Source organism: Providencia sp. PROV119 (genome assembly GCF_028482435.1).
In the GTDB taxonomy this organism is placed as follows: Bacteria; Pseudomonadota; Gammaproteobacteria; order Enterobacterales; family Enterobacteriaceae; genus Providencia; species Providencia stuartii.
Genome location: NZ_JAMPQL010000011.1, coordinates 1 through 15,095 on the forward strand (window position 1 = coordinate 1; position 15,095 = coordinate 15,095).

The 15,095-nt window shown below is 46.4% G+C and carries 21 protein-coding genes; all 21 read left to right on the forward strand.

The genetic code is table 11. The annotated features are described in order from the left end of the window. Window positions 1–211, forward strand: a 211-nt coding sequence (locus PSF11_RS10840) for a hypothetical protein (RefSeq protein WP_272682810.1), incomplete at its 5' end; no start/stop codon positions are given. A gap of 215 nt (window positions 212–426) precedes the next feature. Continuing rightward, window positions 427–1,128: a hypothetical protein gene (locus PSF11_RS10845; protein WP_272682811.1), complete on the forward strand. Its 702-nt coding sequence runs from the start codon at window positions 427–429 to the stop codon at window positions 1,126–1,128. Further along, complete coding sequence (locus tag PSF11_RS10850; protein WP_272682812.1) at window positions 1,125–1,463, forward strand: HNH endonuclease signature motif containing protein; 339 nt, start codon at window positions 1,125–1,127, stop codon at window positions 1,461–1,463. Before PSF11_RS10845 ends, PSF11_RS10850 begins: the two co-directional genes overlap by 4 nt. A gap of 1 nt (window position 1,464) precedes the next feature. Next, window positions 1,465–1,677 carry a hypothetical protein gene (locus PSF11_RS10855; RefSeq protein WP_014656494.1) on the forward strand — a complete coding sequence of 71 codons (213 nt, stop codon included), beginning with the start codon at window positions 1,465–1,467 and terminating at the stop codon, window positions 1,675–1,677. A 123-nt stretch (window positions 1,678–1,800) separates the two neighbouring features. Beyond that, the gene (locus PSF11_RS10860; RefSeq protein WP_272682813.1) at window positions 1,801–2,277 is read left to right on the forward strand and encodes a terminase; all 477 of its coding nucleotides are present in this window, start codon (window positions 1,801–1,803) and stop codon (window positions 2,275–2,277) included. A 9-nt stretch (window positions 2,278–2,286) separates the two neighbouring features. Continuing rightward, window positions 2,287–3,804 (forward strand): terminase large subunit, encoded by a 1,518-nt coding sequence (locus PSF11_RS10865; RefSeq protein WP_014656492.1) that lies wholly within the window; start codon window positions 2,287–2,289, stop codon window positions 3,802–3,804. Further along, window positions 3,804–5,120 (forward strand): phage portal protein, encoded by a 1,317-nt coding sequence (locus PSF11_RS10870; protein WP_272682814.1) that lies wholly within the window; start codon window positions 3,804–3,806, stop codon window positions 5,118–5,120. Before PSF11_RS10865 ends, PSF11_RS10870 begins: the two co-directional genes overlap by 1 nt. 5 nt (window positions 5,121–5,125) lie before the next feature. Then, window positions 5,126–5,977: a head maturation protease, ClpP-related gene (locus tag PSF11_RS10875; protein WP_272682815.1), complete on the forward strand. Its 852-nt coding sequence runs from the start codon at window positions 5,126–5,128 to the stop codon at window positions 5,975–5,977. 11 nt (window positions 5,978–5,988) lie between these two features. Continuing rightward, window positions 5,989–7,203, forward strand: coding sequence for a phage major capsid protein (locus PSF11_RS10880; protein WP_014656489.1), 1,215 nt, complete (start codon window positions 5,989–5,991; stop codon window positions 7,201–7,203). Window positions 7,204–7,250: 47 nt separating this feature from the next. Next, on the forward strand, window positions 7,251–7,436 hold the full coding sequence (locus tag PSF11_RS10885; protein WP_014656488.1) for a DUF7210 family protein: 186 nt from the start codon (window positions 7,251–7,253) through the stop codon (window positions 7,434–7,436). Next, window positions 7,436–7,762, forward strand: coding sequence for a head-tail connector protein (locus tag PSF11_RS10890; protein WP_036940621.1), 327 nt, complete (start codon window positions 7,436–7,438; stop codon window positions 7,760–7,762). The genes PSF11_RS10885 and PSF11_RS10890 overlap by 1 nt, the downstream gene beginning before the upstream one ends. Before the next feature lie 9 nt (window positions 7,763–7,771). Further along, window positions 7,772–8,095, forward strand: coding sequence for a phage head closure protein (locus PSF11_RS10895; RefSeq protein ID WP_196993201.1), 324 nt, complete (start codon window positions 7,772–7,774; stop codon window positions 8,093–8,095). Beyond that, complete coding sequence (locus PSF11_RS10900; RefSeq protein WP_272682816.1) at window positions 8,088–8,537, forward strand: HK97-gp10 family putative phage morphogenesis protein; 450 nt, start codon at window positions 8,088–8,090, stop codon at window positions 8,535–8,537. The genes PSF11_RS10895 and PSF11_RS10900 overlap by 8 nt, the downstream gene beginning before the upstream one ends. Continuing rightward, complete coding sequence (locus PSF11_RS10905) at window positions 8,534–8,866, forward strand: hypothetical protein (RefSeq protein WP_272682817.1); 333 nt, start codon at window positions 8,534–8,536, stop codon at window positions 8,864–8,866. Before PSF11_RS10900 ends, PSF11_RS10905 begins: the two co-directional genes overlap by 4 nt. Before the next feature lie 61 nt (window positions 8,867–8,927). After that, window positions 8,928–9,410, forward strand: coding sequence for a phage tail tube protein (locus PSF11_RS10910; RefSeq protein WP_272682209.1), 483 nt, complete (start codon window positions 8,928–8,930; stop codon window positions 9,408–9,410). Continuing rightward, complete coding sequence (locus tag PSF11_RS10915; protein ID WP_196712868.1) at window positions 9,410–9,802, forward strand: phage tail assembly chaperone; 393 nt, start codon at window positions 9,410–9,412, stop codon at window positions 9,800–9,802. The genes PSF11_RS10910 and PSF11_RS10915 overlap by 1 nt, the downstream gene beginning before the upstream one ends. A gap of 14 nt (window positions 9,803–9,816) precedes the next feature. Then, a complete protein-coding gene (locus tag PSF11_RS10920; protein WP_306464634.1) occupies window positions 9,817–10,086 on the forward strand; it encodes a phage tail assembly protein T in 270 nt (89 codons plus the stop codon). 21 nt (window positions 10,087–10,107) lie between these two features. Continuing rightward, on the forward strand, window positions 10,108–13,221 hold the full coding sequence (locus PSF11_RS10925; RefSeq protein WP_272682818.1) for a tape measure protein: 3,114 nt from the start codon (window positions 10,108–10,110) through the stop codon (window positions 13,219–13,221). Between the two features lie 3 nt (window positions 13,222–13,224). Next, window positions 13,225–13,821 carry a hypothetical protein gene (locus tag PSF11_RS10930; protein ID WP_272682819.1) on the forward strand — a complete coding sequence of 199 codons (597 nt, stop codon included), beginning with the start codon at window positions 13,225–13,227 and terminating at the stop codon, window positions 13,819–13,821. Continuing rightward, a complete protein-coding gene (locus PSF11_RS10935) occupies window positions 13,821–14,402 on the forward strand; it encodes a hypothetical protein (protein ID WP_272682206.1) in 582 nt (193 codons plus the stop codon). The genes PSF11_RS10930 and PSF11_RS10935 overlap by 1 nt, the downstream gene beginning before the upstream one ends. A 45-nt stretch (window positions 14,403–14,447) precedes the next feature. Next, window positions 14,448–15,086 (forward strand): hypothetical protein, encoded by a 639-nt coding sequence (locus tag PSF11_RS10940; RefSeq protein WP_141173809.1) that lies wholly within the window; start codon window positions 14,448–14,450, stop codon window positions 15,084–15,086. The last annotated feature ends 9 nt before the right edge of the window (window positions 15,087–15,095 follow it).

A 15,095-nucleotide genomic window follows, 5' to 3' on the forward strand; every position in this document is an offset into this window, starting at 1 on the left:
CAAAATAGCGGGGCTTTTTAATGGAGAAATATCATGGCAACGCAGGGTTTTGATAAGCCAGATCAATTCCGGGAAGAACTGGATAAAAGCATTCCGAAAGAATAAAAAAAGCCCACACAGCGTTGGGCTAAGCTCATTTGTTGAACTAATGAATATCACATTAAATGTAGCTAACGCATTCAAAATATGCAAGCGAATAATGAGCCTCTGAGAAATCAGGGGCTTTCTGCTATGACAGTATAGGCATGGTGGGAATCGCCATTTAGTCCACAACGACACGTAAAGGCGGTCAATTTGACCGTTAGTAATAAAAACAATGCGTTACCATCTATTTCCATTGGTCACTGATTCGATGACCAATGCCGATATTCTGCTTTTGTGACAGAGTCAAATATCATCAAACACTTATAATCCATGGAGACAATCATGTCAGATAGAAAGACGATTCACCTAAAAGTATCGGTAGACACAACCGACTTAGATAAGCTGGAAGCACAACTAAAGCGCATTAAAGAGTTGATGGGTAGTGCAGGATTGAAGCAGCCAGCAAGCGTTGGATTTAGTGCTGATAAGTTCTTTATTACAAACGGTCAGGTATTTATTGATGAAGCATTGATTTCAAAAGCAGCACCAATGCCCACAATTAAATATACCGTTTCAGGCTTGCACAGCGATGAATACAAAGAAGACTTAAAACAAGCAGTAAAACAAGCAATACGACCGGTCATTCGTCAACATATTAAAGTTGAGCGATCTGAGTCGACGTTGAAGTCATCCGCTACCGTCGCTCGGTTGGATGAAGCAGTATCTCATAAAGAGACAGAATTCGATCAGTATAAGCAACAAGTAGAGGCTCGATTTGATGAGCTTCAATCACAACTAACCCATGCACAATGCACATCAGCTGCTAGCGAACAATCAACAGCGCAATACCTATCTGGTCTACAGCGTCAGATTACCCAGCTAAACAAAGAGCTTGAAGAAATGCGACTGAAAGATAGCGCCAATACAGACTCTATCATCAGCTTAAGACAAGCTATGGAGCAGCAAGAAAAGTCAATGAGATCTATCAAGGAGGCTATTGCGGCAGAACTGTGTCGCAGTAGTACTTTGTCGCGTGCGCTATGAAGAAGCCAAATGTTTATGGCGGTCGATGGGCAGCGGTCAGGCGCGACTACCTTACTAGACATCCCTTATGTGTGATGTGTCAAGAGCAAGGGCGCGTTACTGCTGCAACCGTCGTCGACCATATTACTCCCCACCGTTTGAGGGACGCGCTTGATTCAGGTAACCCTGAGCAGATAGCCAAAGCTCAAAAGTTATTCTGGGATACCAACAACTACCAAAGTCTATGTGCACCACATCATAACTCCACTAAGCAACGGATGGAGAAGAGCGGTATTGTTGTCGGCTGTAGTGAGGATGGCATACCGCTAGATCCTAATTCGCATTGGAATAAGTAACATGAGTAATCAAAAGTTAGTCAAATTATCTAAGCTGTTTAAGAATGGTCGCTTTGTCGGTCATGCATTGAGTGTAGATGGACAGCTATTGAGTAACCAAACCTCGGTCATTCTACCACCTACTAATGGAACAACTGATTCGGTAGAGATTACGGTCACATTGACCTGCACGAATAACATGGTCACCGACGCTCCTGATATTCACTTGAAATAGTTTCATTATGAAATCATAACGGTAGGGGAGGGTAAAAAGTTCAAAAATTTTGCCTTTAATTACCGACCGCTAACCTTCGAAATAACGCTAACCCGATTTTTTTCCTTTTTTTACGAGGCACTAATGGCAGGAAAACGAAAGCGCTCCGACAGTGTGAGCGCTGAAATTCAAGCCATGCAAAATGCTGCCGCTGATACCATCGAACCGCCACGCCATGCAGGTTTGGAGAAAAAAGCGGAGCTATTTTGGCATGACAATATCCGCTCGAAAGCCCTAGACAGTTGGACACCCTCTGACCTGTTGGCGGCGGTAGAATTAGCCAATAATCAGCTCTATATCACCGTTTTACGGCGTGATTTACGCAAAGAAGAGCGAATGCGAGGTGAGGAGCGCAACGAAGCGCTGATCAAAGATTTGCGCAAGCAGATCGTGGAGTTACAGCGTACGGTGCTTGCACAACGCCGTGATTTACAAATCCATTCTCACGCCACCAATGGTGAAAGTCGTGACCAACGCAATCGAAACAAAAACGATGCCAATGCCAGAAACACCCTGAATAATATGCAGGATGATGATCTACTGGCGGCTCCCATGCATTAAGGAGGAACCATGACACGAGGTGAACGTGTTATCGCGTTTATTGAGCGTTACTGTATTGTTCCCGAAGGGGAGCTATTAGGCCAACCTATGCGGTTGGATGATTTCCAAAAGCGGTTTATTTTGGCGATCTACGATAATCCACATCGCACGGATAAAGCCTATTTAAGTATTGCCCGTAAGAACGGGAAAACAGGGTTGATTGCCGGTATTTTACTGGCGCATTTGATTGGCCCTGAAGCGGTGCAAAACTCACAAATTGTCAGTGGTGCCATGAGCCGAGAGCAAGCCGCAATCGTGTTCAATTTGGCAGTGAAGATGATTAATCTGAATCCGACGCTACAAGAGATTGTCCATATCATTCCCAGCGGTAAGCGATTAGTGGGTAAACCGTGCAATGTGGAGTATCGCGCCTTGTCCGCCGAAGGGAAAACCGCGCACGGCTTATCGCCTGTTTTGGCTATTCTTGATGAAGTCGGACAGATAGTGGGGCCGCGCAGTGAGTTTGTGGATGCCATTGTCACTTCGCAAGGGGCACATAAAAACCCCTTACTGATTGCGATCAGTACGCAAGCCGCGAGCGATGCTGACTTATTCAGTATTTGGCTCGACGATGCAAAAAACTCTAAAGATCCACACATTGTATCTCATGTGTATGAGGCTGATAAAGATGCGGATGTGTTAGATCCCGAAGCATGGAAAGCCGCGAACCCTGCACTGGGTAATTTCCGCTCCTTGGATGATATGAAACGATTAGCGGAGATGGCTTCACGCATGCCGTCGAGTGAAAACACCTTTCGTAACCTGAATTTAAATCAGCGTGTTTCCACGGTATCGCCGTTTATTTCCCGTTCGGTGTGGGAGTCTTGTCAATCACCGGTTCAACCGATTGTCGGCAAATGTTATGCCGGCCTTGATTTGTCAGAATCGAAAGACTTAACCGCCTTAGTGGTGATTGGTCAGTCTGCCGATGGCAAATGGAACCTGTATCCGTTCTTTTGGACTCCGAAACAGACACTATTAGACCGTGCAAAAACGGACCGTGTGCCGTATGACGTGTGGGCGAAACAAGGCCTACTTCGTACGACCCCCGGCTCTATGGTTGATTACGATTATGTCGTGAAAGATATCGCGGAAATTCTGGCTGATTTTGATATTGAAGTCATTGCGTTTGACCGCTGGCGCATCCAAATGTTTAAGAAGGCGGCTGAAAATATCGGTTTAAGTCTGCCTCTGGTTGAATTTGGGCAGGGGTACAAAGATATGGCCCCTGCGCTTGATAAGCTTGAGCAGATGTTACTCAATAAGCAGATCCGGCATGGCAATCACCCTGTGATGAATATGTGTGCGGCAAATGCCATTACCATTAAAGATGCTTCTTCAAACCGTAAACTGACCAAAGAGAAATCAACGGGGCGGATGGACGGCATGGTTGCTTTTGCGATGGCCGTTGGCGCTTCAAACGGCGTTGAGATTGAGCACGGGGATATCGACGGCTTTTTTGATGATCCAATCATGGTAGGGTTCTAATGGCCAGACGAAAATCACAACGCAAGACTCGGCAGCTACAGGCTAGCCAGCAAAAAACGCCGGTAGGGATTGATACTCAAGATTTATTAAAAGCGCTAGGCGGACTAAGCAGTAGTGGGAAGACCGTATCAACAGATAAGGCGCTACAGCTTTCTGCTGTCTGGTCTTGCGTTCGGCTCCTGAGTGAGTCGATTTCAACACTGCCCTTGAAAATTTACCAGTATCAAGCTGACGGCTCTCGGGTGATAGCGAAAGACCATCCTGCTTATCGTGTACTGTGCCGGCGACCTAACGCGGAAATGACTCCATCACGCTTTATGTTGATGGTTGTTGCTAGCCTTTGTTTACAAGGTAATGCGTATATTGAAAAACGCTATATCGGTGGAAAGCTGGTTTCCTTGCAGCCATTATTGCCACAATTAGTGACGGTAAAGCGACTTGATAATGGCCTGTTGGATTATCAATGCGTGGAGCAAGGGGGGAAGAATCGGCCTATCCCCGTTAAAAACATGATGCATATTCGTGGGTTTGGGTTAGACGGGGTTGTTGGTCTCACGCCGATCCAGGTGGGGCGCAATATCTTAGGTTCGGCGATAGCTACCGATGAAACGGCCGCTAAGATTTTTCGCAATGGGTTGCTCGCATCAGGCTTCTTATCCTCAAAAACGGCACTGACTAAAGAGCAGCGTGAAAAGTTGCGGGGTTACTTGAACGCATTTATCAGCTCTGAAAATGCAGGGAAGTTGATGATCTTGGAAAATGACCTGACTTATAACGGCATTTCCATGAACCCCGAAGATGCGCAGTTGTTACAGAGCCGATCATGGAGCATTGAGGAAATTTGTCGCTGGTTCCGGGTGCCGCCTTTCATGGTGGGGCATGCCGATAAACAGAGCAGTTGGGCATCCAGTGTGGAAGGGATGAACATGCAGTTTCTGACCAACACCTTACGGCCGTTACTGGTCAATATTGAGCAAGAAATCAACCGTTGCCTGCTTGATAGTGATGATGACTATTACGCTGAGTTTTCAGTTGAGGGATTGCTCCGTGCGGACAGTGCGGGTCGCGCTGCATACTACACGACGGCATTGCAAAACGGGTGGATGAGCCGAAATGACGTAAGAAGGCTCGAAAACTTACCCCCCATTGAAGGGGGAGACATCTATACTGTTCAGCTCAACCTGACGCCCATTGAACAATTGGGAAAAGACACATTGCGTCATGATCCTGAACAGCTCAAGGCGCAAATCACAAATTGGTTGTTCCCTGAGGGTACTCCCACGGTTCAACACAACTCACCTCATATCGAGGAGTAATTTAAATGAAAAAAAGTCATCTGCCAGTTGCACTGGAGGATCGCCCCTGCACATCGATTAGCTATGAGCTTAAACCCAAGGCGCTGGATAAATGGAATAGCGGTATTCGCGCCGCCAGTTCGGATAACACTATTTCGGTGTTGGATGTGATTGGTGAGGATTTTTGGGGTGAAGGCGTTACCGCTAAGCGGATTTCTGCCGCCCTCCGCGCTATCGGAAACCAAGATGTTGTTGTCAACATCAATAGCCCGGGTGGGGATATGTTTGAAGGATTGGCCATCTATAACTTGCTTCGTGCACACAATGGTAAAGTCACCGTTAACATTCTCGGTATTGCAGCATCAGCCGCTTCCGTTATTGCCATGGCGGGCGATGAAATCAGAATGGGGCGTGGTGCTTTTTTGATGATCCATAACTGCTGGGCTGTGGGGGTCGGCAATCGCCATGACTTTGCGAAGTTGGCGAATGATCTGGCTCCTTTCGATAAATCCATGTCGGATATCTACGTTGCGCGTAGCGGTCTACCAGAAGAGACCATCAGCCAGATGATGGACAACGAAACCTATATTGGTGCGAATGATGCGATTGAGAAAGGCTTTGCCGATAGCCTGCTCGCTGCCGATGCTATGGATGATGGCGATGAAAGCCCGCAAGCGGCTATCCGTAAATTAGATGCCTTACTGGCTAAAGCTAAAACACCACGCTCTGAACGACGAAGGCTCATCAGTGCGTTAACACGAAGTATGCCGAGCGCTACTTCAGATCCTCACGGTATGCCAAGCGCTACCACTGACATTCATCCCGAAACGCTTTCTGAATTGGAAAAGGCAGTCAATGCTTTTGCCACTGTTAACTAATTGGAGACACTATGTCTGATACAAATGAATTACTGAAAAATCTGTCGGCTAAAATTGAAGAAGCCAACGGTAAATTTAATGCTAAAGCCGAAGAAGCGCTAAAAGAAGCACAAAAAGTAGGCAGCCTTAGCGCGGAAACCAAGGCCGCGGTCGACAAGATGGCGACAGAGCTCAATGCGCTGCGTGAGTCTGAAAAAACACTGAAAGCTTCCTTAGGCGAGTTGGAGCAACATGTCGCTCAAATGCCGCTAGGTAACGCGGTTCAGGCTGCAAAAAGTATCGGTCAGCAAGTCATTTCAGCCGACGTGTTGAAAGATATTAATTCCAGCATTCAGGGCAACAAGCGAATTTCGGTTCCCGTTCAGGCTGCATTGACCTCGGTTGATGTTGCAGAAGGCGTGGTTGAGCCACAACGCTTACCGGGAATTGATGTTGCGCCGAAACAACGCTTATTCATTCGCGATTTAATTGCTTCTGGGAAGACAACCTCGCCGGCCATTTTCTGGGTGCAACAAACGGGATTTACTAACGCGGCTACCGTGGTGCCGGAAAATACCACCAAGCCGTACAGCGACATTCAGTTTGCAACCAAAATTACGCCGGTCACGACGATTGCACATATGTTCAAGGCATCTAAACAGATCTTGGATGACTTTGCACAGTTGCAGTCATTGGTGGATGCTGAAATGCGTTACGGCTTGAAGTTTGTCGAAGAGCAAGAAATTTTGTTCGGTGACGGCTCTGGCGCGCATTTGCACGGCATCATCCCGCAGGCGTCTAAGTTCAAGGCGGAGTTTGAAGTCGATAAACAAAACGGCATTGATGATTTGCGTTTGGCTATGCTGCAAGCACAGTTAGCGCGTTTCCCAGCAACGGGGCACGTTCTGCACTTCATCGACTGGGCGAAGATTGAACTGCTGAAAGATTCACTGGGCCGTTACATTCTGGCGAATCCGTCTGCATTAACAGGGCCAACGTTATGGGGCTTGCCCGTCGTGGTCACGGAAACTGCCGCATTTAAAGGTAAGTTCTTAACCGGTGCCTTCAACGCGGGCGCTCAGCTTTTTGACCGCGAAGAAACCAACGTGGTGATTTCAACTGAAAACGCGGATGACTTTGAGAAAAACATGATCTCTATCCGTTGTGAAGAGCGTTTGGCATTAGCCGTGAAGCGTCCAGAGGCGTTTGTTTACGGCGATTTTACAGCGCCTGCGTCGGGTGAGTAATCCACTTAGGCGGCCTTTGCGGTCGCCTTTCTTTTGGGAGCATCGAAATGAAACTAAAGCTATTGCGCCCCATTTGCTTTGGCGGTGGCGTGGCCGTTGAAGGTGATGAAATTGAGACGACTGAGCAGCATGGGCGTGAATTGATCCAAAAAGGCTATGCCTCTGACAGTGTTGCCAATCACACCACTGGACAGTCGAGCACAAAGCAAACGAAGGCGAAAAAGGAGAAATAATGCTTTCTCTTGAACTCGTTAAAGCGCATTGCAATATCGAGGCTGATTTTACTGATGATGATAAGTTACTGGCTGTTTATACAGCGGCTGCCGTGAAGTATGTCGAAAACTACACGCGGCGGAAATTGTATGAAAGCGAATCATCTACCGGTTATCAGGACGATCCCGAACCATTACTGCTAAGTGATGATGTCAAAAACGCCATGCTATTACTGATTGGTCAATGGTATGCCAATCGGGAAAATGCGGTGATTGGGTCGTCTTTTTCATCCCAGCCTCTCGCGGTTAGCGCGCTACTTCAACCTTACCGTATTTATGGTTTATAAGGAGGCGGGATGCAAGCAGGGCGATTACGACACAAAGTCACCTTTCAGAAAAACAATCCTGTTGAATTACCGTCAGGCACTTATGATGATCATTGGGTCGATATTGCGACTGTTCGAGCCGAAGTTAAACCGATTAGTGGTCGTGAACTACTCGCGGCGGATGCGGAAATGTCCGAAGTCACGGTGCGTGTTTGGTTGCGTTATCGCTCTGATATCACGCCTGTTTGCCGCATGGTTTACCGCGGCTTAAATTACGACATCCAATCGGTGATCCCTGATGTTAAATTCACACGTCTTGAGTTGTTGTGCAAGCAAGGAGTTTCCGATGGTTGATGTGCGTATTGATTTTGGCGGACTCCATGACGTTTCTAGGGAGTTGGAATTACTTAGTCAGGCAGAAAGTAACAGAGTATTGCGACAGGCGGCTTATGCGGCAGCGAGTGTGCTACGTGATGAAGCCAGAGCGAAAGCCCCAAAGCGTACAGGGAAACTGGCCAAAAACATTGTTGCAGGTAATCAACGCGGCCGTCAGCGTGGTGAGGTCTCGGCAGGGGTTTATGTTCGAGGCACCAATAAAGCAGGAACAAACAGTGATAGTAAGATGAAGGCGGATGATCCGCATAACGCTTACTATTGGCGCTTTCTTGAGGGGGGAACGTCAAAAATGCCCCCGCACCCCTTCATTCGCCCTGCATTTGACAGTAAAGCGGATGAAGCAGCAGAGTTTGCGATCAGCAAGTTAAATCAAGCCATTGATGAGGTGCTGCGACGATGACCGAAGGCGATATCATCCCTCTGTTAAAACCGGTTTTGCCGAACAAGGTCTTTTCTTATGTTGTACCACAAAACAAACCCGTCACAGCGCCTTGGTGCGTTTTGTCTATTTACGACATCCCGAGTGATGTCTTTAGTGGGCAGGCGGAAACCATGACCAATATTCAAATTGATGTCTATGCAAATACAGTTGACGAAGCGCGGATCATTCGTGATGGGATGCGGCAAGCGATTGACGTATTGAACCCTACATCAATAACGGAGCGGCAATCTTATGAGTCGGACACAAAGCTTTTTCGCGCCACCCTAGAATGTCAAGTTTGGCAATAACTTCAAATTACCCTCACAAGCTGCTTCGGCAGCTTTTTTTATGTCTATAGGAAATTAAAGAATGGCTAAATATGAAAAAACACAAGGCACCAAAATCAGTGTATCTAGACTGGCGGCAACGGATATTACTGCAGTCGAAACAGATTCGGTGTCGATTGATTGCTCAACGAAAGAAATTAGCTACACAGGCGGTCAAAAGGCCGACATTGATGTTACAACACTATGCTCTACCGAGCAGGAGACCACAAACGGGCTGCCAGCTTCGGCGGAAGTGACTATCAGTGGTAACTGGACACCTGACGAGGGGCAAGAGGTGTTACGTCAGGCGTATGACGACGACACGGTTCATGCCTTTAAAGTGGTTTTTCCCTCGGGTAATGGTTACGTCTTTTTAGCGGAGGTGCGTCAAAATAGCTGGTCAGTTTCCACTGGTGGCGTTGTTAGCGCTTCATTTACGCTGCGCTTGAAAGGTAAGCCAACGCCCGTCGTAAAAGGCAAGTCAGCACCAGCAACTCAGTCTCAGCCGACCGGAGGCACTAAGTAATGGCAAAGAAAACCTTAAACTTGCGTGATGTCGCCCTGAATGCTGCAAATTCATTTCGCACTAAAAAAGTACACGTCCCTGAGTGGGGTTCTGATGTTGTATTGCGCGAGCCGTCGGTCTCTATCTGGCTGAAATGGCTAAAAGAGCACCGCGATTTGGGGGAAACGACCGAAATGAGTACGGAAGAGGTGGTGAAGCGTAACCTTGAAACGGATGTTGAGTTCCTGATCAACGTCCTGCTTGACGAAGACTTAACCCCGGTTTTTACCCCCGAAGATAAGGGCGAGGTACTGAAAATTTACGGCCCCGTTCATGCACGGTTGGTTAATCAGGCTTTTCAACTCATTACCAGCACGAATGAGGCAGAAAAAAAGTCCGTGAGCCTGCACTAAAGTTCTTGCTCACCTTGGCCTTACGGCTAGGGAAAACCCTCTCTGAAATCAGTCAGATGCCTGCCAGTGAATTACAGCTCTGGTGGGCATTTGATTCGATAAACCCCATTGGTGATGCGCGTCAAGATGTGCATGCAGCCCAAATTACAGCCGCTATTTTTAATGCTCAAGGGGTCAAGACAACCTTGAACGATACGCTGCTCCGGTGGGATGTCGAGAGTGTGCAGGCGGAGGAGCAAGCAGGGTCGGGATTAGAAGATTTTTTTGCATCATTATCAGGGTAACGATTTTGCTGAGGGGTTTTTATGTCAAAACTTCGTGAACTTATTATTAAAATTTCGGCTAACTCAACCAGTTATCAGGCTGAAATCGCACGCGCCAGCCGAATGGGAACGGATTATTATCGTTCGATGGGGGCAAACAGTCGTCGCCTTGAGCGTGAATTACGTGCTCAGCGTCAGGCATTAAGCGACATCAATAGGCAACTAGCCACTGTCACTAACACCGCTAAGATGATGTCAGGGGCGTTAGCGGGCTTCTTTTCGGTATCAACGCTGATCACCGTTGTTGATGACTGGGGGCAGATGTCCGCACGGATAAAAATGGCATTAAATTCAGTTGAAGGCGATATCAGTCGTTATGAGGAGCTTCAGCAGCGCTTTTTAACGGTGAGCAACCGCAACGGGAAGGCGATTGAAACGACCCAAGAACTGTATGTCGGTTCAGCCTCAGCCATGAAAGAGCTGGGATATTCCACGGCAAACACGTTGGATTATATTGAATCGTTGTCGTCGGTTTTTACGGCCAATGCGACCAGTGCACAACAAACTGAATCCGCCTATAACGCATTAAACCGCGCGATGGTCACCGGCGTTTTAAAGGGTAATGACTGGCATTCTGTGTTAAATGCCATGCCTTCTGTCGTGGGGGATATAGCCAAAGAACTCTCACGCATGCGCGGTGGCGTTAAAGTCACTGAAAATGATGTAAAGCAAATGGCAGCTAAAAGCGGCATTGCAATGACATTATTTGCCAACGCGTTGATTAATGCCAAAGAGGCGAATAATGCCCTTGCGGACAGCATGGATAACACGGTTTCGGATAGTTTCACCAAGGCGACCAATGCAGCCAAATCTTATTTTGGTGAAATTAACGCCAGTTTGGGGATCACTCGTTCCATGGCGGCAGGGTTAGCTACAATCAGTGAAAACTTTAGCAGCTTTGCGACAGCGGCGATTGCGATAGGGGGAATTGGTTTATCGCGCTATATGGGCAATTTGTCGCTGAGTGCGTATGAAGCTGGTAAAAACATGCTTGTTACAGCGAAAAACAATTATGTTTTGAATGCGGCACAGGCGAAAGGGTTAGAGACCACGCTTGAGAAAATTCGAGCTGACAAGGCATTTGCTATTACCACTCAAGAGTCATTAGCAGCACAGCTACGTGCGGCTCAGACTGAAACTCAGCGTAATGCAATACGTCAACAAATGGCGAAAAACTCAGCCACAATCATTTCTCTTAATCGTGCTGAAAGAGCAACTGTTGACGAGCTTACGGCCGCACAAAATCGCTTGAATTTTGCAGCTAGAGCAGCCAGAGGAACCTTAGCGTTATTAGGCGGACCAGTCGGTGCGGCGATGTTAGCGGGCGGGGCTTTATTTTACTTCTCTCAAAAATCAGATGAAGCCAAGGAAAAACTTGATAGCATGCGCGGCTCTGTTGTGGAAACAATCGAGCAACTACAGCAGTTATCAAAAATCAAACTTGAAATAAAGCTTGATGAGCTAAACGACGATATTCAGATTCTAGAGAAAGAACGCAAGCGTCTTTATGGTGAAGCTCAAAAATATTCTGAAACTAGAGCTGCTGAAATGCAGGCAATAAAAGATGGGGGCGGCGTAGGTAAGTTTCTGGCCGATACATTTGGTACTAGTCCTGATGAGTTTTTGAAAGAAAGGAAAAAGGTTTTAGGGGCATTAGAAGATATAAATCAAGATCTTGATGCCAAAATAAAGAGCCGTGAGAACACTCAAAATATTTTAGCTAGTGGTAAATTTGATATAAAACCTGAAAATAGTAGTGAGTTGCCCGTGCCATCACTCACCAGCAACACAGACAAAGGTAAAAATAAAGCACTTAACGATTATCGGCAGTTGCGGAAATCGATTGAGTCTGAACATTTTTCAAGTCTGCAAAAGATACTTGCTGATGAAAAGGAGAACAACGACAAATTAATTGAGTTGAATAAAAAAGGCTACGTCAGTCAGTCTGAGATGAAGCGTCTAGCGCTACTGAATGAAGAAAATCATCAGCGCAAGCGCTTAGAGCTCGCAGAAAAATACAGTCCTTATGAAGCCATTGTTCGCAAAGAAAAAGAAGCCGCCAAGGAGTTGAACGAACTTCGTCAAGCCAATCTGTTAAGTGAGCAGCAGTATTATACCGCCAGCTTGCAACTGCGTAATGATTACATCAAGCAAAAGTTAACCGAAGAAGCCAACCAAAAGGCCTTACCAAGTTATGAGCTTTCGGGGGAAATTGACCCTGTTGTTAAACTGCAAAACCAGCTTAATGAACAACGAGCATTATATGAGGCCTACCGCAACAATGACTTGATTAGTCAGGAGCGGTACCAGGAACTCATGATTGCAGCAACTAATCGCTCGAAAGAGGCTCAATTAGAAGCTGCAAAAGAGCTTTATGGTGCACAGGGCAAATGGCAGAAAATGCAGATGAACTTGTTGGAAACTGTTGAGCAACGCACTAGCAATGCGCTGACGGGAATATTGACAGGCTCTAAGTCATTTTCAGAAGCGTTGCAAGAGCTATCAGCATCACTGGCTCAAGCTATTATTCAAGACCTTGTTCGTATTGCTATGCAAGCCATGATAACGAACTCACTGACGGGGTTGTTTGGCGGCTTTGCAAGTGGCGCATCTGCAGGCGCTAGCGCAGGAGCCTCTAGTGCAAATACAGGTGCCATGGGGATGTCTACGAGTTGGCAAAGCTATGTGCCGAACGCTAAGGGCGGCATGTACAACACACCGGGGCTTAGTGCTTATAGTGGTCAAGTTATTGACGCTCCGACATTCTTCCCGTTTGCAAAAGGGGGCGTTCCATCGCTAGGTTTAATGGGCGAGGCTGGTCCCGAAGCCATTATGCCACTGACTCGCGCTAAAGATGGCTCGCTGGGTGTTCGTGCTCAACTCCCTAAAATTGACATGCCTGTTAATGAAAAACCGGCTGGCGGCACAATTATTCAGCAGGAAATTCATGTTCATGGTAATGGTGATGCTGCGCTTGAAGCGGCATTAAGAGAGGCGGCGCGCCAAGGGGCGGAAGAGGGCGCGGCAAAGGCTAAAGCGGATATCATGCGAGATTTTCAAACAAATGGTAAGTTACGAAAAACACTAGGAAAATAATCCATGGATATTTTAACATGGCCTAAAGAGCTAGAACCCTCGGCGCTAGATTGGCAATTGCTGAGTAACTCCAAAACCTTCATTTCAACGTTTACTGGGAGCGCACAAACAGTGCGTTTCCCTGGTAGCCGCTGGCGCTGTGATTTAGCACTCAATAACTTAACGGATGATAAATCGCGGATACTGGAAGTTATTTTGGCTCAATTAGATGGGGAGTCGGGGCGTATCAGGTTATTTGATTGGGCGAGGAGTAGTGTTGGCAATGTGGGTGCGCCTGTTGTTAATCAACCCAATCAAACAGGGCGCTCTTTGTTAACTAAGGGTTGGATACCCAACTCGTTGGTGCTAAGAGCTGCCGATAACATCACAATCAATCATGAGCTTAAAAAAGTAACCTCTGACGTGATAAGCGATGCGGAGGGAAATGCAACTATTATGTTTTCCCCGATGCTTCGCAACTCCCCTTCAGTAGGTGAAAAAATTGAAGTGCAAAATCCTTATGGCATCTTCAAGCTAACCGACAATAATCAAGGTCGGCTGCGTCGGGTGCCGGGTATTTTTACATCAACGACACTTTCTTTTGAGGAGGCGCTTTATTGATGAATTATCATCCTTTTTCGAATGAAATGGTTAAAGCGATTAATGAAGGGTGCTATATCGTCGTCGCCGCAAAACTTGACCTAAAGTCCGGAGTAACACGGGTGCATACATCGACGGGCAATTTAATCATTGCAGGTGAAGTCTATCAAGGTGTGGGGCAGTTTGGTGCTATTGAGACGGTATCAGAAGAAAATACAACTAGCCCTCAGCAACTTATTTTATCGCTGAGTGGCTTTGACGCTTCACTCTTAGGCGATGTAATGAACGAGCGAAGTCGAGGGCGCGAAGTTAGGATAATGATGGTTGCGCTTAATGAGGACGGGCAGCCCGTTCTTGCTGAGGTGTTATTTGCGGGGCAGATTAGCAATATTGGTGTGAGTGCGGGGGATAAATGTGAGGTGGCTGTTACTGTCTCAAATCGATTTGAGCGCTGGTCGCAAGGGTTACCGGATAGGTTTACTGACGAATCGTGGTCAAAGCGACACAATGGTGATCGTATATTCCGTTATGTTGCTCAGATGGCTGAAAGGGCAATTTACTGGGGAAGCAAAAAAGATGCTCCAGCTTTCATCTATAAATAAATGCTGGCATTATAAATAATTAATTTATATTTCTGGTGGTGATTAATGAAAAAAATAGCCATTCTATGCATTATGGTAGCCGCATTACATTTAACTGCATGCGATAAGCGCGATGGTGATGCCAACAAAGTTTCCAGTAGCTCAACTAAAAACGTTATTGATGACCGGCATATTGGGCCGTTTGGTTTACAATGGGGGTCTTCGCTTGAGGGGGTAATGGTAGAAATTGGCAATAACACCGAGGTATTAAGTAGTCAGAATGAGTGCCCATTCGTTAAAGTTAAAACGCAAAAATTACCTTACGGGCTAAATAATAAAGGTGAAACCTACAAGCTAATGTTTCTTCCTGAGAATGGTGAGATAAATTTTAGCGGGCTTATGGCAGTAGAATACGACTATACAACTACAGATAAAGAAATCTATAAAATAGACTTTAATGACATATTAAAAAATCTTGAGCTTAAATATGGCAACCCAATAGAGAAAAAGGCAGATAGCGAGAAAAGCAGTCTATACGTTTTTGAAAATGGCAATAGAAGTGTGATGCTATCAGGATCTGGCTCTGATGGGGTTTATTTCATTTGGATGATACATGCATTTGTGCCAAAGGAAGATAAAAAAGAAATGAGCCAAATAATGGATAAAATAAAATTAGAGTGCCAGAAACAAAGAAACCCACTTTAAGCAATATAA

Coding starts and splice junctions, on each gene's coding strand:
- PSF11_RS10885 (WP_014656488.1), top strand. CDS start 7,251: ATGAAACTAAAGCTATTGCGCCCCATTTGCTTTGGCGGTGGCGTGGCC.
- PSF11_RS10915 (WP_196712868.1), top strand. CDS start 9,410: ATGGCAAAGAAAACCTTAAACTTGCGTGATGTCGCCCTGAATGCTGCA.
- PSF11_RS10910 (WP_272682209.1), top strand. CDS start 8,928: ATGGCTAAATATGAAAAAACACAAGGCACCAAAATCAGTGTATCTAGA.
- PSF11_RS10875 (WP_272682815.1), top strand. CDS start 5,126: ATGAAAAAAAGTCATCTGCCAGTTGCACTGGAGGATCGCCCCTGCACA.
- PSF11_RS10860 (WP_272682813.1), top strand. CDS start 1,801: ATGGCAGGAAAACGAAAGCGCTCCGACAGTGTGAGCGCTGAAATTCAA.
- PSF11_RS10935 (WP_272682206.1), top strand. CDS start 13,821: ATGAATTATCATCCTTTTTCGAATGAAATGGTTAAAGCGATTAATGAA.
- PSF11_RS10855 (WP_014656494.1), top strand. CDS start 1,465: ATGAGTAATCAAAAGTTAGTCAAATTATCTAAGCTGTTTAAGAATGGT.
- PSF11_RS10865 (WP_014656492.1), top strand. CDS start 2,287: ATGACACGAGGTGAACGTGTTATCGCGTTTATTGAGCGTTACTGTATT.
- PSF11_RS10940 (WP_141173809.1), top strand. CDS start 14,448: ATGAAAAAAATAGCCATTCTATGCATTATGGTAGCCGCATTACATTTA.
- PSF11_RS10900 (WP_272682816.1), top strand. CDS start 8,088: ATGGTTGATGTGCGTATTGATTTTGGCGGACTCCATGACGTTTCTAGG.
- PSF11_RS10905 (WP_272682817.1), top strand. CDS start 8,534: ATGACCGAAGGCGATATCATCCCTCTGTTAAAACCGGTTTTGCCGAAC.
- PSF11_RS10870 (WP_272682814.1), top strand. CDS start 3,804: ATGGCCAGACGAAAATCACAACGCAAGACTCGGCAGCTACAGGCTAGC.
- PSF11_RS10845 (WP_272682811.1), top strand. CDS start 427: ATGTCAGATAGAAAGACGATTCACCTAAAAGTATCGGTAGACACAACC.
- PSF11_RS10895 (WP_196993201.1), top strand. CDS start 7,772: ATGCAAGCAGGGCGATTACGACACAAAGTCACCTTTCAGAAAAACAAT.
- PSF11_RS10880 (WP_014656489.1), top strand. CDS start 5,989: ATGTCTGATACAAATGAATTACTGAAAAATCTGTCGGCTAAAATTGAA.
- PSF11_RS10850 (WP_272682812.1), top strand. CDS start 1,125: ATGAAGAAGCCAAATGTTTATGGCGGTCGATGGGCAGCGGTCAGGCGC.
- PSF11_RS10930 (WP_272682819.1), top strand. CDS start 13,225: ATGGATATTTTAACATGGCCTAAAGAGCTAGAACCCTCGGCGCTAGAT.
- PSF11_RS10890 (WP_036940621.1), top strand. CDS start 7,436: ATGCTTTCTCTTGAACTCGTTAAAGCGCATTGCAATATCGAGGCTGAT.
- PSF11_RS10925 (WP_272682818.1), top strand. CDS start 10,108: ATGTCAAAACTTCGTGAACTTATTATTAAAATTTCGGCTAACTCAACC.